16 protein-coding genes are annotated in these 17130 nt (G+C 67.5%); 8 read left to right on the forward strand and 8 right to left on the reverse strand.

Features of this window, described 5'->3' with window-relative positions:
• Positions 1-117 precede the first annotated feature (117 nt).
• Positions 118-1128 (reverse strand): ABC transporter substrate-binding protein, encoded by a 1011-nt coding sequence (locus AVHM3334_RS19090; RefSeq protein WP_284414958.1) that lies wholly within the window; start codon positions 1126-1128, stop codon positions 118-120.
• A 53-nt stretch (positions 1129-1181) separates the two neighbouring features.
• Positions 1182-2120, reverse strand: coding sequence for a TauD/TfdA dioxygenase family protein (locus AVHM3334_RS19095; RefSeq protein WP_284414960.1), 939 nt, complete (start codon positions 2118-2120; stop codon positions 1182-1184).
• A gap of 327 nt (positions 2121-2447) precedes the next feature.
• Between AVHM3334_RS19095 and AVHM3334_RS19100 the strand changes: the two genes are divergently transcribed.
• Together AVHM3334_RS19100 and eutC are read left to right on the forward strand one after the other, a co-directional pair.
• Positions 2448-3836, forward strand: a complete 1389-nt coding sequence (locus AVHM3334_RS19100; protein ID WP_284415017.1) for an ethanolamine ammonia-lyase subunit EutB — start codon at positions 2448-2450, stop codon at positions 3834-3836.
• On the forward strand, positions 3836-4675 hold the full coding sequence (gene eutC, locus AVHM3334_RS19105; protein WP_284414962.1) for an ethanolamine ammonia-lyase subunit EutC: 840 nt from the start codon (positions 3836-3838) through the stop codon (positions 4673-4675). The genes AVHM3334_RS19100 and eutC overlap by 1 nt, the downstream gene beginning before the upstream one ends.
• A 127-nt stretch (positions 4676-4802) precedes the next feature.
• On the opposite strand, the gene AVHM3334_RS19110 is transcribed toward eutC, so the two are convergent.
• A complete protein-coding gene (locus AVHM3334_RS19110) occupies positions 4803-5921 on the reverse strand; it encodes a class I SAM-dependent methyltransferase (RefSeq protein WP_284415019.1) in 1119 nt (372 codons plus the stop codon).
• Positions 5922-5929: 8 nt separating this feature from the next.
• On the opposite strand from AVHM3334_RS19110, the gene AVHM3334_RS19115 reads away from it, so the two are divergent.
• Genes AVHM3334_RS19115 through AVHM3334_RS19140 form a run of 6 tightly spaced genes read left to right on the forward strand, consistent with a single transcriptional unit; the run spans position 5930 to position 10638 of the window.
• Positions 5930-6730, forward strand: a complete 801-nt coding sequence (locus AVHM3334_RS19115) for an SDR family oxidoreductase (RefSeq protein ID WP_284414963.1) — start codon at positions 5930-5932, stop codon at positions 6728-6730.
• Positions 6731-6768: 38 nt separating this feature from the next.
• Positions 6769-7140: a dihydroneopterin aldolase gene (locus tag AVHM3334_RS19120; RefSeq protein ID WP_284414965.1), complete on the forward strand. Its 372-nt coding sequence runs from the start codon at positions 6769-6771 to the stop codon at positions 7138-7140.
• 5 nt (positions 7141-7145) lie between these two features.
• Positions 7146-8150 (forward strand): tRNA 2-thiocytidine(32) synthetase TtcA, encoded by a 1005-nt coding sequence (gene ttcA / locus AVHM3334_RS19125; protein WP_502869944.1) that lies wholly within the window; start codon positions 7146-7148, stop codon positions 8148-8150.
• Positions 8151-8208: 58 nt separating this feature from the next.
• A complete protein-coding gene (locus AVHM3334_RS19130) occupies positions 8209-8838 on the forward strand; it encodes a DUF4136 domain-containing protein (protein WP_284414969.1) in 630 nt (209 codons plus the stop codon).
• An 8-nt stretch (positions 8839-8846) separates the two neighbouring features.
• Positions 8847-9485: a histidine phosphatase family protein gene (locus AVHM3334_RS19135; RefSeq protein WP_284414975.1), complete on the forward strand. Its 639-nt coding sequence runs from the start codon at positions 8847-8849 to the stop codon at positions 9483-9485.
• Positions 9469-10638 (forward strand): DSD1 family PLP-dependent enzyme, encoded by a 1170-nt coding sequence (locus AVHM3334_RS19140; RefSeq protein ID WP_284414977.1) that lies wholly within the window; start codon positions 9469-9471, stop codon positions 10636-10638. The genes AVHM3334_RS19135 and AVHM3334_RS19140 overlap by 17 nt, the downstream gene beginning before the upstream one ends.
• Positions 10639-10779: 141 nt before the next feature.
• Here the strand turns inward: AVHM3334_RS19140 and AVHM3334_RS19145 are convergent, their stop codons facing one another.
• The 5 genes from AVHM3334_RS19145 to ruvA all read right to left on the reverse strand — a co-directional run bounded on the left by AVHM3334_RS19145 (position 10780) and on the right by ruvA (position 17120).
• Positions 10780-11412, reverse strand: coding sequence for a phage tail protein (locus AVHM3334_RS19145; RefSeq protein WP_284414979.1), 633 nt, complete (start codon positions 11410-11412; stop codon positions 10780-10782).
• Between the two features lie 231 nt (positions 11413-11643).
• The gene (gene ruvB, locus AVHM3334_RS19150; RefSeq protein WP_284414980.1) at positions 11644-12717 is read right to left on the reverse strand and encodes a Holliday junction branch migration DNA helicase RuvB; all 1074 of its coding nucleotides are present in this window, start codon (positions 12715-12717) and stop codon (positions 11644-11646) included.
• A gap of 10 nt (positions 12718-12727) precedes the next feature.
• Positions 12728-14656, reverse strand: coding sequence for a trypsin-like peptidase domain-containing protein (locus tag AVHM3334_RS19155; RefSeq protein ID WP_284414982.1), 1929 nt, complete (start codon positions 14654-14656; stop codon positions 12728-12730).
• Positions 14657-14792: 136 nt separating this feature from the next.
• Positions 14793-16424 (reverse strand): trypsin-like serine peptidase, encoded by a 1632-nt coding sequence (locus AVHM3334_RS19160; protein ID WP_284414984.1) that lies wholly within the window; start codon positions 16422-16424, stop codon positions 14793-14795.
• Positions 16425-16547: 123 nt separating this feature from the next.
• Positions 16548-17120, reverse strand: a complete 573-nt coding sequence (gene ruvA, locus AVHM3334_RS19165) for a Holliday junction branch migration protein RuvA (protein WP_284414985.1) — start codon at positions 17118-17120, stop codon at positions 16548-16550.
• Positions 17121-17130: the final 10 nt, after the last annotated feature.

A 17130-nucleotide genomic window follows, 5' to 3' on the forward strand; every position in this document is an offset into this window, starting at 1 on the left:
CAGCATGCGCATTTCTTCCAACACATTGTGGGCCAGGGTGCGTCCGTCTCTTTTCATGCCGTCAATGAAAGCACCGATCGCCGCTCTGCGCAAGAGAGTGTTCTCTAAGTTACTGACTTATGAGTAATCCTTGAGCGCGGCAGGCGCGTTCCTGATGGCCCCTGCGCGGTGCAGGAACTGCCCCATGCCGAGCGTGTTCTCGGGCCGCACCTTGAATTGCACTTCGGGGTTCTTGATGATCTTGAGCAGCAGGTCGCGGTCGGTTTTGGCGCCGGTCACGCGCAGGTAGGTATCGGCCGCTTTCTCGGGGTTGGCGGCGATGAACCTGGCCGCCTCGTCCAGCCCGTCGAGAAACGCCTTGTAGGTCTTGGGACTCTCGTTGCGGAATTTCTCGGTGGCGTACAGCACCGTGGCCGACGACGGCCCGCCGAGCACATCGTAGGAATTGAGCACGATGCGCGCGGCGGGGTTGCCGGCCAGTTCCTGCTCCTGGAACGGCGGGTTGCCGAAGTGGCCCGTGATCTCGGTGCCGCCCTTGATGATGGCGGCCGCGGCGTCGGGGTGCGGGAGGGCGACCTGGAGCTTGTCCAGGCGGTTGAACTCCTTGTCGCCCCAGAGCTTGGCCGAGGCCATCTGCAGCACGCGCGACTGCACCGAAACACCCACGGCCGGCAGCGCGATGCGGTCCTGCTCTGTGAAGTCCGCAATGGACTTCACCTTGGGGTTGTTGCTCACCAGGTAGTACGGAAAGTTGCCCAGCGATGCCACGCCCTTCACGTTCTGGCGGCCCCGGGTGCGGTCCCACAGCGTGAACAGCGGGCCCACGCCCGCCCCTGCGATGTCGATGTTGCCGGACAGCAGCGCGTCGTTCACCGCAGAGCCGCCCGACAGCTGGAGGTAATCGACCTTGATGTCGATGCCCGCGGCCTTGCCGTGCTTTTCGATGAGCTTTTGGTCCTGCGCCACGTTCAACAGCAGGTAAACCACGCCGAATTGCTGGGCGATGCGCAACTGGCCCTCGGCCGCATGCGCGGCTCCGGGCAGCGCCATGCCGCAAGCCACCAGGCCGGCAGCGGCCAATGCGGCGAAAGTCCGGCGGACGGCACCGCGGCGTGAAGGCTGGAACATCGTGGGCATTTCCTTTGGCAGATCGGTGGAGAAAAAGAACGGAAAAGGCCGGCTCAGAAAGGCGCGTCGCCCTCAACGGTGGTGCGGTAGAGCTTGCGACGCTCGCTGTCGGGCGTGCCGGCAGCAAGGTGCATGACGGAGCGGTTGTCCCAGAACACCAGATCGTGCGGCTGCCAGCGGTGGCGGTACAGAAACTCCGGCCGCACGCTGGCCGCGAAGAGTTCGTCCAGCAAGGCCCGGCTTTCGTCCTCGGGCAGGCCGACGATGCGCGTGGTGAAGTGCTCGCTCACGAAGAGCGCCTTGCGGCCGGTCTCCGGATGGGTGCGCACCACCGGGTGCACGGCAGGCGCCACTTCGTCGATCTGCGCCTGCGTGAGTTTCGGGCGCCAGGGGCTGCGCGCCCGCAATGCCTCGTACTTGGCGAGGTAGCTGTGCTCTGCCGACAGCGGAGCGATGGCTTTTTTGAGCGCTTCGGGCAGCGCGTCGTAGGCGGCATGCTGGTCGGCGAAGAGCGTGTCGCCCCCCTCGCCCGGCAGCTCCTGCGCGTGCAGCAGAGAACCCAGGCTGGGCTTGTCCTTGTACGACAGGTCGGAATGCCAGTAGTGCCCCGCGTCGCCCAGCCCGATGGGCTGGCCGTCCTCGTCCTTGATGTTGGAGACGATCAGGATCTCGGGGTGGCCGGCAAGCTGGAAGTTCTTCAACACATGGATCTGCAAGGGGCCGAAACGGCGGCTGAATTCGATGTGCTGGCCGGGCGTGATGCGCTGGTCGCGAAACACCAGCACGTGGTGATCCAGGTGCGCCTGGTGGATGCGGGCAAAGTCCTTCGCGCCGATGGGCCGGGACAGATCGAGCCCGATCACCTCCGCGCCCAGCCGGCCTGCCGCGCCGGGAGCGGGGCGAATGTCGAACCGCTGGGGCAAGGCAGTGCCCGGTGCGGGCGAGGGGGCGGAAACGGTGGCGGGGACAGCGTGGGACAGAACGGCCGACATGGTGAGCAACCTTTGAAACGGCCCGGTGGGGCCTGAAGATTTGCCACTCTATTCAGCACGCCTTCGAATCGGAACGAATGATTTATCAGTTGTTAACTACGAAAACATCTATTTGCGCCAGCCTGCGCCGTTGGCATTTGCACAGGCCGCGCCCATGACACCAGCCCGGACAGCCGCAGGGTTGTCGTTTGCAGCGCTGCCCGGGATCGATACCATCGTTACCCACGCGGGCTTGGCGACACGGCCCGGCCTGCCGGCACGGCAAGCCGATGGCAGCCCCCTCACCGCCCGACGCCCCGCTGACGAAAGGTCGCTTCACCCATGTCCATGCGCCGCTATCACCACACCGCCGGCGGGCAGCGCTGGCAGTTCCGCGACCTGGGCGACGTGATGGCCAAGGCCACGCCGGCCCGGTCGGGCGATGTGCTGGCAGGCATTGCCGCGGGCACGGCGGTGGAGCGCATGGCAGCGCGCATGTGCCTGGCCGACGTGCCGCTGGACCGCTTCCTGAACGAGGCACTGGTGCCTTATGAAAGCGACGAGGTCACCCGCCTCATCATCGACACGCACGGCGCCGAGGCCTTTTCGCCCGTCTCCCACCTCACCGTGGGCGGGTTGCGCGACTGGCTGCTGGCGGCCGACAGCGCCGCACTGGCGGCCGTGGCGCCGGGCCTCACGCCCGAAATGGCGGCCGCCGTGAGCAAGCTCATGCGCAACCAGGATTTGGTGGCGGTCGCGCGCAAGTGCCGGGTCGTCACGCGCTTTCGCAACACGCTGGGCCTGCCGGGCCACCTGGCCGTCCGGCTGCAACCCAACCACCCTACCGACGACCTGCGGGGCATCGCCGCATCGATGATCGACGGCCTGCTCTACGGTGCCGGCGACGCGGTCATCGGCATCAACCCTGCCACCGACAGCATCGCGGCGCTCACCGGGCTGGTCCACCGGCTGGACGAGGTGATCGCCAAGCTGCGGATTCCCACCCAGTCGTGCGTGCTCACGCATGTGACCAACACCGTGCAGATGATCGAACAGGGCGCGCCCGTGGACCTGGTGTTCCAGTCGATCGCCGGCACCGAGCAGGCCAACGCCGGCTTCGGCGTGAACCTCGCGCTGCTGGGCGAGGCGCGCGAGGCCGCGCTGTCCCTGCACCGCGGCACGCTCGGCGACAACGTGATGTATTTCGAAACCGGCCAGGGCAGCGCGCTGTCGGCCAATGCGCACCATGGCGTGGACCAGCAGACCTGCGAGGCGCGGGCATACGGCGTGGCGCGGGCGTTCTCGCCGCTGCTCACCAATACCGTGGTCGGTTTCATCGGGCCGGAATACCTGTACGACGGCAAACAGATCATCCGGGCAGGCCTGGAGGATCACTTCTGCGGCAAGCTGCTGGGCGTGCCCCTGGGTTGCGACGTCTGCTACACCAACCATGCCGAGGCGGACTCCGACGACATGGACACGCTGATGACGCTGCTGGGTGTGGCGGGCCTGACCTTCATCATGGGCGTGCCGGGCGCCGACGACATCATGCTCAACTACCAAAGCACGTCGTTCCACGATGCGCTGTACCTGCGCGAGGTGCTGGGCCTGAAGCGCGCGCCCGAATTCGAAGCCTGGCTGCAGCGCATGCACCTGATCGACGGCGCGGGCCGCTTGCTGCCGGCCGCCCAGCAGCGGCCCGCGCTGGCGCAGCTGCGACACATCGGAGCGACGTGATGCCCCATCCCCCTGACACCGCCGACACCGCCGACGCCACGGGCGCTGGCCCCGCCCCGGACCCGTGGGACGACCTGCGCGCCCACACCGCGGCACGGCTCGCGCTGGGCCGCGCGGGCCATGCGATCCCCACGCGTGAACTGCTGGACTTCGGCCTGGCGCACGCGCAGGCGCGCGATGCCGTGCACCGGCCGCTCGACGCCGATGCCCTGGCCGCGCAACTTCAAGCGGCCGGCTGCACCACGCAACAGGTCGCCAGCGCGGCGGCCGACCGCGCGACCTACCTGCTGCGCCCCGACCTGGGCCGCCGCCTGTGCGATGCCGACGCCGAGCGCCTGCGCAACGCTGCACCGGACGGCACAGCCCAGGTCGGTGCCGACCTGCTGCTGGTGGTGGCCGACGGCCTGTCTTCCCTCGCGGTCGAACGCAATGCGGTGCCCCTGATCCAGGCAGTGGTCGGCACGGCCCCTCAGGGTTGGCGCATCGGCCCGGTCGTGATCGCCACCCAGGCGCGTGTGGCGTTGGGCGACGAAGTGGCCACGCTGCTGGGCGCACGCATGGTGGCGGTCCTGGTCGGCGAACGGCCGGGGCTGAGTTCGCCCGACAGCCTGGGCATCTACCTCACCTGGCGCCCGCAAGTGGGCTGCAGCGATGCGCAGCGCAACTGCATCTCCAACGTCCGGCCCGAAGGGCTGGCGCCGGCCGCAGCGGCGGCACGCCTGTGGTGGCTGTGCAGCGAAGCACGGCGCATCGGGCTCACCGGAATCGAGTTGAAAGACCGCAGCGATGCCGCTGTCCTTCCCGCAGGGCCTGCGGCCGGCACGCTCCCTGGCGACTGAGCGGCCATGCCGGCCCGCCGGACTCATGGAAACGCGGACGTGGCGTTTCATGGAGCGGCTCAAGGCTGAATGGACGCCCCCTGCTTTGGTTCAAACCCCTCGTCAGGGCTCAGGGAAGCGTGATCGCTTACAACCGGTGAGACCGGTCCCCCTGCGAAAAGCCCACGGGCTCCCACGGCTCGCCCGCGCCCAGCGCCAGCACCTTGAACAGCTCGCCCATTTCGTGCTCCATGACCAGCTTGGCGGCCGTGGCGCGTTCGAGCACCGGCAACTCCACCATGCGCTGGGCCAGCCCGCAGTTGATGAGAAAGTGCGCCTGCGTGGTGTAGCCCAGCACCTGCAGGCCCGCGTCCTGCGCAGCCAGGGCCATGGCGGTGAAATTGACGTGGGCGGTGATGTCCTTGCGACCCACCTCCACCAGCGGGTCACCGTCGGCCAGGTGCCCCTGGTGGCACATGACGGTGCCCATGTGGCGCTGGGGGTGGTAGTACTCCGCCTCGCCGAAGCCGTAGTCCAGCAAGAACGCCGCTCCGCGCTCCAGCCGGTCGGCCAGGGTGCGGATGAAGCCTTCGCCCTGCGGATGGATCTCGGTCAGGTAATCCTGAGGGCCTTCGATCTCGATGGGCGGGCGCAGATCGGTGGGGCGGTCGGCCCAGGCGAAAGCGCCATGCTGCAGCACCACGCCGCGTTCGTGCCACACGCCGGCCGCTTGTCCGCCGTGGCGAGCCAGCAGCTTGACGGGCATGGCATCCAGCACTTCGTTGCCCACCACCACGCCCTCGAATCGCTCGGGCAGCGCATCCAGCCACCGCACCTTGTGCGCATGGGCGCCCAGCAGCACCTGCTGCCGCGCCCGCAGGCTGCCCGACAGGTCCACGATGGTGTAGCGCCGCACCTGGTCGCCCAGGGCGCCGAGCAACTGCAGCGCCAACGCGCCGGAGCCGGCACCGAACTCCCACACCTCGTGCGTGCCGGTCTGCGCCAGCGCTTCGCCCACCTGCACGGCAAGGGTCTGGCCGAACAGGGGACTGAGCTCGGGCGCGGTCACGAAGTCGCTGCCCGATCCGGGCAAGAGGCCGAACTTGGTGGAGTCGTTGGCGTAGTAGCCGAGGCCAGGGGTGTACAGAGCCAGGGCCATGAAGCGGTCGAAGCCGATCCAGCCGCCGGCCTTGGCAATGGCCTCGCCGATGTGGGCCGCCAGGGCGGTCGTTAAACTTGGGGGTTCTGTCGTCGTCACGGTCCCGATTGTCCCCGATGCCCTCCCCCTCCCGTCCTCGCACCGTGCTGGTGACCGGCGCCGCCAAGCGCCTGGGCCGCGACATCGCGCTCGCGCTGGCGGCGGGTGGCTGGCAGGTGGCGGTGCACTATCGGCATTCCGAGCAGGATGCTATTAAAACAGTAGCAGAATGCCGTCGTCTTTCCTGCGCCAGTGCCCATTTCGATGCCGACTTTCAGGACGAGGCCGCCATCCGTGCGCTGCTGCCGCGCGTGGTGGCGCATTTCGGCGCGGTGGATGCGGTGGTCAACAGCGCCTCGCTGTTCGAGCACGACGACGCCGGCAGCTTCGGTTTCGCCACGCTCGAGCAGCATCTGCGCAGCAATACGGCAGCGCCCATCTTGCTGGCCCAGGGTTTGCACGCGCACCTGGAGCATCGCGCGGCGGAAGGCGCCAGTGGCGGGGCCGGCGACGGCGTGCAGGGTGCCGTCGTCAATCTGCTCGACCAGAAGCTCTGGAACCAGAACCCCGATTTCCTGAGCTACACCCTCTCCAAAGCGGCGCTGGAGGCGGCCGGCACCATGCTGTCGCTGGCCCTGGCGCCCCGGGTGCGCGTGGTGGGCGTGGCGCCGGGCCTCACGCTCACCAGCCATCTGCTGGAGGGCGAAAAATTCCGCCAGCTGCACGCACTCAGCCCGCTGGGCCGCTCCTCCACGGCCGCCGATGTGGCCGCCACCGTGAAGTTCGCGCTCGAGAACCGATCGATCACCGGCACCACGCTGCTGGTGGACGGGGGACAGCACCTGATGCGGTTCGAGCGCGATTTTTCGATGATGTGAGCGCTGGCCCGTCCGCCCCCCTTTTTCTTCCCACACCCATGTACAACGCCGCAGGCTCCCAGATCCTCACGCTCACCGGTTTGCGCTTCGACGCGAACCTGGGCATCCTCGCGCACGAGAAGACCACGCCGCAGCCGATCCAGGTCGATGCCGAACTGCACCTGGGCACGCAGCCCCTGCACCCGAGCGACGACGACATCCTGCACGTGCTCGACTACCGCAAGGTGCGCCAGATCATCATCGACGAATGCACGGCCGAACACGTGAACCTGCTGGAGACGCTGATCGGCAAACTCAGCGCGCGGCTCATGCTGCTGCCCGGCGTGCTGGGCGTGCGCGTGAAGATCGCCAAGCTGGAAATTTTTGACGACTGCGAAGTGGCCATTCGCAGCGAGACAGGACAGTGGTGACCCCCATGAACGCCGTAATGAACGACCCCGCCCGCGGATGGACCGCCGAGGCCCCCCAACCTCCCGAACTGCCGGACACGCCCGCGGCCGGAGGCGTTTCAGCCCCCGACACGGCGGCGGCGCCAGCCGCGCGCCTGAAGATCGAGCGCGAGGCCCACAAGCTGGAAAAGCGGTTGTGCCGCGAGGTGGGCAAGGCCATCGTCGACTACCAGATGATCGAAGAGGGCGACAAGGTCATGGTGTGCATGTCGGGTGGCAAGGACAGCTACGCCCTGCTGGACATCCTGCTCAAGCTGAAAGCGCGCGCGCCGATCCATTTCGATCTGGTGGCCGTCAACCTCGACCAGAAGCAGCCCGGCTTTCCCGAGCACGTGCTGCCCGAGTACCTGGCGGCGCAAGGGGTGCCGTTCCACATCGAGAACGAAGACACCTACAGCATCGTCAAGCGGCTCATTCCCGAGGGCAAGACCACCTGCAGCCTGTGCAGCCGCCTTCGGCGCGGCATTCTGTACCGCGTGGCGGACGAGCTGGGCTGCACCAAGATCGCGCTGGGCCACCACCGCGACGACATCCTGCAGACGCTGCTGCTCAACATGTTCTTCGGCGGCAAGCTCAAGTCCATGCCCCCGAAGCTCGTGAGCGACGACGGCCGGCACGTGGTGATCCGCCCGCTGGCCTACGTGGCCGAAAAGGACACCGCACGCTGGGCTGCGCACCGCGATTTCCCCATCATTCCCTGCAACCTGTGCGGCAGCCAGGAGAACCTGCAGCGCAAGCAGGTCGGCGAAATGCTGCGCGAGTGGGACAAGAAGTTTCCCGGCCGCGTGGAAAACATGTTCAACGCGCTGCAGAACATCGTTCCTTCGCACCTGCTCGATGGAACACTGCACGACTTCAAGGGTCTGAAGGCGACGGGCATCGCCAGCGAAAACGGTGACAAGGCTTTCGACCGCGAAGACTTCCCCGCGGCACCCGGCTTGCCGGGCGTGCAGGTGGTGCAGCTGTCCTGAAGCCCATCGCTTCACGCAGCGCCGCCTTCGCCATGACGGACCCTTTCAGGAGACATCCATGAAGACCCCGCGCTGTGCCTTTTCAGTCGCTCTGGCGGCAGCCGCCCTGATGCTGGGCGGCTGCGCCGTCACCCGCACCGTGGACAGTTCGGTGCACAGCTACTCCACGCTGGCCGCCCTGCCTTCGCCGCCCACCTACCGCCTGGAGCAGTTGCCTTCTCAGCAGGCCCAGGCCGCGTCGTTCGCGCCCATCGAGGCCATGGCCCAGCAATCGCTCGCCCGCGTGGGCTTGCAGCGCGACGATGCCAATGCCAGGCTCGTGCTGCAGATCGGCGCCCAGGCCAGCGATGCCACGCCGGCTGACTGGCCGTACTACGGCGACCCGTTCTATCCCCATTGGGGCCTGGGTTTCGGCTATGGGGGCCGCGGTGGCCGCTGGGGCTGGGGCATGGGCGGCAGCTGGATGATGGACCGCCCGCCCACGCTCTACCGGCGCGAGGCCAGCCTGGTGCTGCGCGATGCCGCCTCGCAGAAGATCGTGTATGAAACCTCCGCCGTGCATGAGGATGTGTGGACCAACGACCCGGCCATCTTCGGCATTCTGTTCGACGCCGCGCTGACCGGTTTCCCGCAACCTCCGGCCGGCCCGCGCCAGGTGCGCACCATCTTCGCGCCGCCCGCCCGCTGACCCTCGCCATGCAAGCCACCCGCATCATCGCCATCCGCCACGGAGAGACCGCCTGGAACGTGGACACCCGCATCCAGGGCCACCTGGACATTCCGCTGAACCACACTGGCCTGTGGCAGGCGCGCCGCGTGGGCGAGGCCCTGGCCGGCGAGCCCGTGGCCGCCATCTATGCCAGCGATCTGCAGCGTGCCCACGCCACCGCGCAGGCCGTGGCGGACACCACTGGCGCACCACTGATCGCAGAGCCCGGGTTGCGCGAGCGCAGCTTCGGCCAGCTGCAAGGCCGCACCTTCGCCGAGATCGAGAACGAACTGCCCGAAGAAGCCCGGCGCTGGCGCCAGCGCGATCCCCATTTCGTGCCCGAAGGCGGCGAGTCGCTGCTCGTGTTTCGCGAGCGCATCACGCGGACCACCGACCGGCTGGCACAGCGCCACCCGGGCCAACTGGTGGTGCTGGTGGCCCATGGCGGTGTGATGGACGTGCTGTACCGGGCCGCCACGGGCCAGGAACTGCAGGCCCCACGCACATGGCAACTCACCAACGCAGCCATCAACCGCCTGCTCTGGACCGACAACGGACTCACCCTCGTCGGCTGGGCCGACACACAGCACCTGGACGACGCCACGCGCGATGAAGCCCATTCCTGATTCCCTGCGCGCCAGCATCGGGCTGCGCGTCGACCTGATCGACACCCCTGCACTCGTCGTTGACCTTGACGCCATGGAGCGCAACATCCAGCGCATGGCCGACTTCGCGCGCAAGCACCAGGTGCGCTGGCGGCCCCACGCCAAGATGCACAAAAGCGCCGAACTCGCATTGCTCATGCAGCAGGCTGGCGCGACCGGCGCCTGCGTGCAGAAGGTGAGCGAAGCCGATGCGCTGGCCGCCGGTGGCGTGAATGACCTGTACATCAGCAACCAGGTGATCGCCGGCGCCAAGCTGCTGCGCGTGGCGCGCCTGGCGCATCAGCTCGGCCTGCGCGGTGGGCGCCTGGCTCTGGCCGTGGACAGCGAAGAAGGCATCGAACGCCTGGCCGAGGCCATGGCGGTCACGGCCAGCGATGCGGGCATCGATGTCTTCGTGGAAATCGACGTGGGCCAGCGGCGCTGCGGCGTGCAGCCCGGCGAGCCGGCCGTGGCCCTGGCGCTGGCCGTGTCGCGCCATGCCCGGCTTCGTTTTGCCGGCCTGCACGCCTACCATGGCCGCGCGCAGCACTTGCGGGGCGCACAGGCACGCAGGGAGGCCATCGCCGCGGTGGTACAGGCCGCACGCCACACGCGCGACCTGATCGCCGCCGCCGGACTGCCGGTGCCTCTGGTCACCGGCGCAGGCACGGGCACGCTGGTGCATGAAGCGGCCAGCGGCATCTACGGCGAGTTGCAGGCGGGATCGTTCCTATTCATGGATGCCGACTACGCCAGCAACGAGCGCGAGCCCGCACAGCCCGCGTTCGAGCATGCCCTTTTCGTCAAGACGCAGGTCATTTCCAGCCAGGAGACGCACGCCGTGTGCGATGCGGGCCACAAGAGCCACGCCATCGATTCGGGCCTTCCGATCGTGGCGATGCTGCCGCCCGAGCGGGCCCTGCGCTACGCCAATGGCGGCGACGAGCACGGGATTCTCTATGCCGACGGCAACAAGGCCCGGCTGCCTTCGCTGGGCCGCATGCTGTGGCTCATTCCCGGCCATTGCGACCCGACGGTGAATCTGTACGATTTTTTGATCGGCGTGCGCGGTGGTCTGGCGCACGGGGTGGTGGAGCGGATCATCCGCGTGGATGCCCGGGGCGCGTTGACCTGAAGCATCGGCGGGCGCCAGCGCGGTGCTCCACAAAAAGAAAGGCCGGGTGATCCGGCCCCATCGGCCATCGCCACCGAGGCGCTTGCTGCGCCCGGTCGGCAATGGCCTCAGACCGGCAGCGGCCGGCCTGCCCATTCGCCTTCAGGGACGCGATGGATAGACGCCTTCGGTGGCGATGATGAAGTTCAGCGTCAGACCCGGCTGCAGGGTGCTGACCGTGACGGGCACGGTCATCTGCACAGGCGTGGGCGTGGCGCTGCCGGCCGGCTGCGTGGTAATGGCGGGCAGGGTCAAAGGTGCGTCGAAGGGCTTGAGCGTCGTGGTGGCGGACTTGGAGCTGTACACCTTGGCGGTGTTGTTGCCCGCCGATCCCTTGCCGGCGATCAACGTCGGTCCAGGAACGTTGTTGTCGCCCGTGGTGTCGTCAGCGGGAATGGACACTGCAGCCGTTCCGCCCGTGGCCACCGTCACTGCATGGGTATGGGCCGGCAGGTTGGCGAGCGACAGGACCGCGGCGCCCACGGCGGTGGTGGACGCTGTGGCGGCCCCGCTCGTGCCGCCGATGGTCGTCATGTCCTGCGAACCCACCGGAACCCGGCTGCGCAGGTCTGGCAAGCCGAAGGTGTTGACGCCATCGCCGCCATACTGGGTACCCAGCAGCGAGAAGAGCGCCGGGTTTTGACTGATTGGTAAAAGCGCGCCGTTGCACAAGGCCCAGCCTTGCGGAACCCATGGCACGGCCCAAAGAATGATCTGCCCCACAATCGGATCCATTTGTATCCTTCTCCCAAAAAAAGGTTTGTCGATCGGTACCCGCACCTGGCAGCGATGCTTTGGATGTTCTCGCGGCAAAGCCGGGTGAAAGAAGTAAACACCAGAACCCGAAGGGCCACAAGGGAGAATTCACGGGGCGTCTCGAATGCCACGCACTGATGTCCGCGCGGGTGTCCGGCGGTCGCTGACCCACCGCAAGAGCAGCCGAAAGAGAAGTCCGAAGGGAGCGGGTCAAGCCGCCGAGGGAGGGCCCCCGAACAGATCGGCGGGATCGCGCGAAGGCGCCACGCCCAGATGCCGGTAGGCCGCCAGCGTGGCCACGCGGCCGCGCGGTGTCCGCTGCAGGTAGCCCTGCTGGATCAGGTAGGGCTCGATCACGTCCTCGATGGTGCCGGACTCCTCGCCGATGCTCGCGGCAATGTTGTCCAGGCCCACGGGGCCACCGTCGAAGCGGTGGATCACGGCCTCCAGCAGCTTGCGGTCCATCACGTCGAAGCCCTGGGGGTCCACATCGAGCATGGTGAGCGCGCGCTGGGCGATATCGAGCGTGATCTGGCCCGTGCCCTTCACGTCGGCGTAGTCGCGCACCCGCCGCAGCAGGCGGTTGGCGATGCGCGGCGTGCCGCGAGAGCGGCGTGCGATCTCGAAACCGCCTTCCGGATCGGTCGGTGTGTTGAGCAGCCCGGCGCTGCGCATCACGATGCGCGCGAGTTCTTCGGGGGTATAGAACTCCAGCCGCGCGACGATGCCGAAGCGGTCGCGCAGCGGGTTGGTCAGCATGCCGGCCCGGGTGGTCGCGCCCACCAGGGTGAAGGGCTGCAGGTCAAGCTTGATGCTGCGCGCCGCCGGCCCCTCGCCGATCATGATGTCGATCTGGTAGTCCTCCAGGGCGGGATAGAGGATTTCCTCCACCACGGGCGAGAGGCGGTGGATCTCGTCGATGAACAGGACGTCGTTGCGCTCAAGGTTGGTCAGCAACGCGGCCAGATCCTTGGGCTTTTCCAGCACCGGGCCGCTGGTCTGGCGCAGGTTGACCCCCAGTTCGGCCGCGATGATGTGGCTGAGCGTGGTCTTGCCCAGGCCAGGTGGCCCGAACAGCAGCACATGGTCCAGCGCCTCGCCGCGCTTGCGCGCCGCGCCGATGAAGATCTCCAGTTGCTCGCGCGCCTTGGCCTGACCGACGTACTCCTGCAGCAGCTTGGGGCGCAGCGCACGCTCCAGCGCCTCCTCCTGCGGGGAGGCCGGCGCGGCGGAGATCACGCGTTTGGCGGGGGCGGGTGCGAAGTCGTCGGTCTGGATGCTCATGCGTTGCGGATCAGTTGGCGGTCCAGGCGTAGTACACGGGGCCTTCGTATTGGTACACCGGATAGGTGGCCTGCACGAAGTCGCGCTCTCCCTGGCTGATGGTGTAGAAGTGCGTGCCATTGCTCTTGTTGAAGAAACGGTAGATCGCGGTCGAGCCGTTGCCGGCGCCGGTCTGGGCATACCAGATCGGACCTTCGTCTTCGAACGACGGATAGGTCGCGCGCACGAAGTCGCGCTCACCCGCGTCGATGGTGTAGAAGTGCGCGCCGTTGCTCTTGTTGAAGAACCGGTACACGGCGCTCTGGCCGGCGGTGGCACCGCCGTAGGCGTAGAAAGCGACGCCTTCGTAGGCGAAGGCCGGATAGGTGTTGATCACGAAGTCGCGCTCGCCTGCGCTGGCCGTGAAGAAGTGCGACCCTGTGCTGCTGTTGAAGAAGCGGTACACGGCGGTGCGGCCGCTGGCGCTGGTGGCTGGCGACAGCCAGTCCTTGATGGCCGCGTTGTAGGCCACGTCGAAACGGCCGTAGAAATCGGAGGATGCCTTGTTGGTGCACACGGCGCTGCCGCCGTAGAGCGTGCCGACCAGCGCGCCGCCAGAGAAGATGCCCGAGCCGCTGCTGCCGCCCTCGGTCGTGCCCTGGCTCCACGTCACCCGGTAGAAGTTGCCACTGGTGCCGCTGCAAGTGAAATTGGTGCCGCTCAGAGACGTGCAATTGCTCAACGACGCCAGATTGCCGAAGCTGATCTTCTGCAGGTCGCCCGCTGGATGGTGGATGCCGACCAGGGCACCGCCCAGCGCCTGGGGATTGGCGTTCCATGCCGCGAACACCGCGCCGGCTGGCGGTGCCTCGTTCAGGCGCAGGAAAGACGTGTCGCTGCTGGCCGTCGCATAAAGCAGCGTGGCGCCGCCCGTGCGGGCCGTGGTGCTGGACGACAGCGTGCGGCTGTTGCAACTGGGCGAGCGGTAGAACCAGTCGGTGCGCAGCGTGGAAGCCACGGTCTGGGTGGAAATGCAATGGTTGGCCGAGATGAAGTACGGCGTGCCGGTCCCATCGCGGTCGTTCAGCAGCGTGCCGGTACACAGATACGCTTTGCCATCATCGCGCACGAAAATCATCCGGGCCACGGCGTTGCGCTGGCTGGCGTATTCGTCGTAGCAGGTCGAATCCAGGTTGCAGGTGTCGGACTCGTTGATCTTGGCTTGCTCGAACTCGTCGGCCGTCGGCAGCGACAGGTTGGCATAGATGTGCGACAGGCGAGGCACCGAGAGGTCGATCGCGCTGGCGGGCGTGCCGGCCGGCAGTTCGATCTCCAGCGTGGCTTCGTCACCACCCGTATCAGGCGTCCACCACGTGCGCCCGGCATCGGAGGCATCGCCGGCCGTCTGGTTGCGCTCGAGAATCTGCAGCACCTCCTGGCCGGCGATCTCGAACACGGCCGATGGCTTGGCCTGGCTGTACACCCGCAGCACGGCGCTGCCGGGCAGCTTGCGCACCAGCACACCCAGGCGAATGCCATGGGCACCATCGGCGGAGAAGCTCAAGGCAGCGATCCGACCGCCGTTCGCCGTGGGCGTCCACTGCAATTGCTGCAGGGTGGCACTCGCGGTCGAGGTCTGGGACACGCTGCGTGGCGTGCCGATCTGGCGCGGGCCGATGCCGCCCGATTCCACTGCGGCGTCCTTGGACTGGTCCAGCGGCCCGAGGGCGATGCGCGCCGGCGCGATGGCCACGCGCACGGATCGGTCCTTGAGCCGCGCCACGTCCTGCACCGCAGACGCCGGCTGCTCGCGCGATTCAACGCTGTACACGAGTGCTTTCGCCGAAGGCGCCACAGCGGCCTGCGCCACCTCGGTGCCACTCCCGCCGCCACATGCGGCCAGCACCGAGGCCACCGCTAACACCGCCAGAGATCCAACTCGCCTCAATACCAACTGCATGGCCACACTCCTGTGATCTGACCGAAGCGGCTGACATGCCGCTCCAGAATTGCAAAATGTGCCACAGCCTCATGGCTGTCGGCGGGTGATGTCGCCGCCGCGTTGCCCCATGGCATCACATGCGGACTGGTTGCGGTTACCGGGCGGCCAGCCAATGGTTCTCCAGAGAAACGCTGTCGGCAGGAAGACCGCCCGGAGCACCCGCATGGCCAGCCTGTGCGGCGCTCCAAGGCTTCCAGAACCGGTGTGCCGCAGGGTGCCAGGCCAGCGCAACACTGACCGGGGGCGACAGCCATTGCTTGAGACCCCTCTGATAGGCCAGGTCGAATCGGCCGTAAACCCGCACGTCGTTCACGGAGCATTGCGCGCTGGCGGCGAAGCCGTACAGGGTGCCGATCACGTGGCCCTCACGGAAGATGGCCGAGCCGCTGCTGCCGTCTTCCACCGTTCCGCGATCGAATCCGACGTCGTAATAGCCGGCCGAGGCATCCGTCGAGGAGTCGCACAGCATCGAGCCGTCCGTGTCGTTGGTGCAGGCCAGCGTGCCCATGATGCTGCCGGTGCTGATCTTCTGCAGATCCCCCCGGGGATGATGGATGCCGACCACGGCCGCCCCTTCCGCCTGCGGGCTGGCGTCCCAGGCGGCGAACACGGCGCCAGCGGGCGGGGCCTCGTTCAGCCGCAGCAGGGCGGTGTCGGTGTCCGCGCTGGCATGAAGGAGCGTCGCGCCCCCAGTGCGTGCGGTGGACTGCGGCGACAGCGCGCCGCTGTTGCAGGCCTGCGAACGGAAGAACCAGTCGGTCTGCAAGGTGGACGCCACCGTCTGCGAAGCGATGCAGTGGTTGGCGCTGAGGAAATACGGCGTTCTCGTGGCATCGCGGTCGTTCAGCAGCGTGCCGGTGCACACGTACGCCTTGCCGTTGTCCACGAAGAGCATGCGCGCCACCGCATCGCGCTGGGCCGCGTATTCGTCGAAGCAGGTGGCGTCCAGGTTGCAGCCGATGGCATCGCCGACGGCCTTGGCGACCTGGGCGCCCTCGGGGGGCAGGGACATGGTCTCGAACAGGTGTGCGAGCGTCGGAACCGCCACGTCCAGCAGGGTGGCAGGCACGCCTGCAGGCAGCTCGATCTCCAGCGTGGCTTCGCTGGCGCCGGCATCCGGAGTCCACCAAGTGCGCCCGTTGCCGGAGACATCGCCAGCCGCGACATTGCGTTCGAGGATCTGAAGGATGGCCTGGCCGGTGATTTCATACACCGACGCGGGGCGGTCCTGGCGGTACACGCGCACCACGGCCTCCGCCGGCATCTGCCGCACCTGCAGGCCCAGGCGCAGGCCCTGCGCATCCTGGGAAGAAAAGCTCACCGCGGCCTTCGTACCGCCGCTGGCAGTCGGCGTCCATCGCAGCAGCCGCTGCAGGCTTTGCGCCGTGGCGGTGGCCTCCACCGCACGGGCATCGCCCACCTGGCGGGCGCTGCCTGGCTGGACCACCATGGATTTCTGGCGCACCAAGGCCGGCAGGGCCACCCGGGCCGGCTCTGCCTGCAGGCCCGCAGGCCGCTGCTTGATACCGAAATTCCGGGCCTCTGCCTGAGCAGGCTGCACCGCCGATCCGACCCGCAGCGGTTCGGAGGCCGGCTCGCCATTGCCTGCGGCGGCAACGGCGCTCTGGCTGCCGCCGATTTCGCTTGCGCCTCCGCCGCAGCCGCACGCCAGGCAGGCGACCGCCAGCAACGCGGCGCTTCGAACCATCCAATGACTTTTTTCCATAGACACAACTCCTTTTGTTGATTGATTTTTGGGTCGCGCCGTTTCACACCGATCCACGGCACGCCTGAATTCCGCAAATTTCTGGCTCACACCTTCATGGGCAATGGGTTGCCGGGCCCTGCCCTACTTGGCCAGCGCCTTGAGCGCCAGCTTGATCCCGTCGCTCACGCCCACGTCCTGGGGCAGCGCCTTCAGCGCCGCGGCGGCCTCCTTGTCGTTGTAGCCCAGCGCCAGCAGGGCCTGGAGGATGTCGGCCTGCGCATCGCTCGTGGCATGCGCATGGGCGCCGATGTCGGCCCCGAGCTTGCCCTTGAGCTCCAGCAGCAGGCGCTCGGCGGTCTTCTTGCCGATGCCGGGCACCTTCACCAGGCGCCCCGCTTCCTGCAAAGACACGGCCTGGGCGAGGTCTGGCACGCCCATGCCGCTCAGGATGGACAGCGCGGTGCGCGGGCCCACCCCCGAAATCTTGATGAGTTCACGGAACGCCTGCCGCTCCGTCGCCGTGGCGAAGCCATAAAGCAGTTGCGCGTCTTCGCGCACGATGAACTGGGTGAGCAGGGCCACCCGTTCGCCCACGGGTGGCAGGTTGTAGAAGGTGCTCATGGGCACCTGAACCTCGTAGCCGACGCCGTGGCAGTCCAGCAGCACCTCTGGAGGATTTTTTTCCAGCAGCGTGCCGGTGAGTTTGCCTATCATTGATGTCCTT

Source organism: Acidovorax sp. SUPP3334, assembly GCF_030159055.1.
In the GTDB taxonomy this organism is placed as follows: Bacteria; Pseudomonadota; Gammaproteobacteria; order Burkholderiales; family Burkholderiaceae_C; genus Paracidovorax.